Annotated in this window: 1 protein-coding gene; it reads left to right on the plus strand. The window is 62.7% G+C overall.

The genetic code is table 11. The features are described 5' to 3' along the window. Positions 1 to 552 precede the first annotated feature (552 nt). Positions 553 to 3117: hypothetical protein (locus VN419_RS01395; RefSeq protein ID WP_325643657.1), on the plus strand; the 2565-nt coding region annotated here is incomplete at its 3' end.

The raw sequence follows: 3117 nt of genomic DNA on the forward strand, positions 1-3117 counted from the left end.
TGCTGGTGCAGAGATGACTCGCCGAGACCCCTATCTTCTCGTACGCACTCCTCTCCGGCATTTCGGCACCGTGGACTCGCCTGCGCATTGTGCCCCCAGCGCCTTGGCCTTCCTGTGTCTTGTGGTGGCGGGGGCTATCCCTGTGAACAGGATAACGTGCGGCGTGCGGTTCAGGGGCTGGCTTCATCCGGCGTGAGACATCTTCATGAGCGCGCAGCGCAACATAAGTAGTTGAAAGCGTATATGAAGCGAATGCGAACGCCTTCCCAATCCAGCTCAAAACTGATAGGCTTATCCATACGACGATTCGTTCAATGCTGGCGCCCAAGGGCTGGGTTACATCCCGCTCCTTGGGCGGTGTTTCCTTATACGCATTCTCGTGCCGCCGTGGGCATTTTCAGTCCAAGATCGCAAGCCCCCACGTGACTGGCACTGCCAGAGTCTTACAGCCATAGCAGGCCTAGAGGCGTGATGAAGTTCAAAATTTTTCTGTTGTTAGCGTGTGCGCTCTGTCTTGCCGCACAGTCCGCTTCCGCCGCCACGCTCTATTCGATGGGCCCGTTCATCCTGAACGTGCGTTCAGCGGGCGAGTCGTTTCAGGAAGCCCCGTCGCCGTATCCGCAGACCATCGTCACTGGAGATTTCAGCGCGGCGGAGCTGGAAGGCATCATGGTTGGCGTCAATGTCTGGGTTGAGCGGGTTGGCGGCGGCATCTCACCCGGAATCATCATCAACCTGGCGAAGGTCGCCGACCCGAGCAGCACGGCCTACAGCTACACACCGTACACTGGTCGCGCGAATCCCGACCTGTACAGCTACATCGCCAACGGTCAGTACTTTGCCCCGAACCCCTCCTTCGGCTATCATACCGAGATCATCTACTGCATCGACTACACCACCGCGCCCACGGGGTTGAACCTCAACGGCCACACTGTCTCCTCCGTCCTTGCTCACGAACTGATGCACGCCCTGGGCATGAATGGTGAGCTCCTGCGCCAGAACAACGGCCTCCCGTGGAACCAGACGACCTGGACGCTCGACACGTCATCGGCGTGGAGCTCGCACCTGTACGACGTCAATGGCGTCAAGGGAGTGCAGGGCAGCGTCATCTTCAACCCCGCTGACCCCACCAACCGCTCCAACGGCAGTTTCGTGCTGCCGGACTTCTACGCCGATCCCACGCGTCCCATGGCCTCGCATCCGGGGCAGGTGAGCTTCTTTCCAACGTTCCACGGCCCTGCCGTGGACGCTCTCAGCAACGGCAAGGGGTTGCCCGTCATCGGCGGCATCGGCACAGACTACCGCATCGACAGCGGCAACGTGATGGGCCACACGGCACTGCTGGGTTCGCTCATGTCGTACTCGCCCGTTGCATTCGTGCTCTTCCCGGAGCTGGAGCTGGCTGCGCTCAAGGACATGGGCTATTCCATCGACCTGAAGCAGTTCTACGGCAAAAGCTACTACCCAAGCAATCTGGGCGGCTTTTTGACCACCGACACCACCATGGCCCCCGGCGCGGTGGGGGGCTATTTGGCCGAGAACGCGGACACGGTGGTCAATACCGCGGGCTTCAACAGCGCGGCCTCCTTCGGCACGGGCCTGCACATCTACCGCGACAAGCTCAACGTCACTCAGGCGGCGAACATCAACGCCAGCGGGTACGCGGCGGGCGGCATCCGCGTCGACGGGGTGGACAACACAGTCATCATACCCAGAGGAATCACCGTTTCCGCAAACGGAAATTTCGGCACGGGCCTACTCGTTTCTTACGGCAAGGGCAACGTCATCAACCTCAATGGCGTCGTCGAGGCCACCGGCCACCAGGGAGTCGGTGCGGTCTTCGACACCGGTTCATGGTACCTCTCCTACTACTACATCCCGCCGGGCGCATATGGAGTCAACTCCGACTACCGCTACTTCTTCACCAAAATGAACTCCGACCTGAACGGGCCGCTGGTGGACTCGTTTAATATCGCAGGAAGCCTTACGGGCTCCTCCGCGGCGATACGGATAGGCGCCTATGCGCACGTCAAGGCCATCAACATCATGCGCGGCGCGGCCATCTCCGGCGATATAGAGAGCGGCTGGAACCCCTGGTACATGAGCGTTCCGGCATCCTACATCACGACATTGAACGTTGGCGTGAGCGATACGGCCGGAACCCCGGACAGCGCCTTCAACATGCGCTACAATGGCAACATCACCGGCCCGGCAAGCTTCGCCCTGAACGTCGCCGGCGGCACATTCTCCTACAACGGCACGTACAGCGGCCTGTCCATGGCCGTGCAGGCCGGGGCCACCCTCAAGGGCAACGCCACCTACCAGCTCTATGCCGACAGCACCCCTGCCGGGCAGGCCGCACCTGGCGGCGGCGCCTTCACCAACGCGGGCACCATAGCGCCGGGCAACAGCATCGGCACGATCAACATCGCCGGGAATTTCACCAACACCGGCACCCTGCTCATGGAGTTCAACGCCAGCGGGCAAACGGACAAGCTCAACGTCAGCGGCGTGTTCAATCACAACACAGCTGCCGGCGCAAAGGTGACGGTGACGCCGGACGCCGGGTACTATGCCGCTACCACGGTCATCCCCTTCGCCAGCATGTTCAGCGGAGGCGCGGGCAGCACACTGCCCAGCGCCATCGACAGCTTCGTGGCCCCCAGCTCGCCCACCCTCGGCATGACGATGTCTGCCGGGCCGGTGTACACCGTGACCACCACGCGCAGCGCCACCGCCTACAGCCAGTACGCAACAAGCCGCGATGCCGCCAGTTTGGGCCGCTCGCTGGATGCAATTGCAGGCTCTGCCCAGGGCGACATGCAGCAGTTGTTCAGCGCGCTGGACTTTTCCGCAGCGGGCGGCGGCACCATCGCCACCGCCATGGTCGAGCTTTCTCCGGCGGCCTACAACAGCTCAGCCCAGGCCTCTCTCAACTCCAGCCGGATGCTTTCCGGCGCATTGTCGCGGGCCATGCTGCGGGCGCCGCACTCCCCGGCGCGCGGCAGGAGCAGCGGCGACAGCCCCGAGGTCTGGTCCGCCTATGTGGCGCCCTACGGCGGCCTGCAGCAGCAACGGACCTTGGGCGAAGCCCCGGGCTACAGCGCCGCAGACGCC

The organism is Humidesulfovibrio sp. (assembly GCF_035560995.1).
Lineage (GTDB): Bacteria > Desulfobacterota > Desulfovibrionia > Desulfovibrionales > Desulfovibrionaceae > Humidesulfovibrio.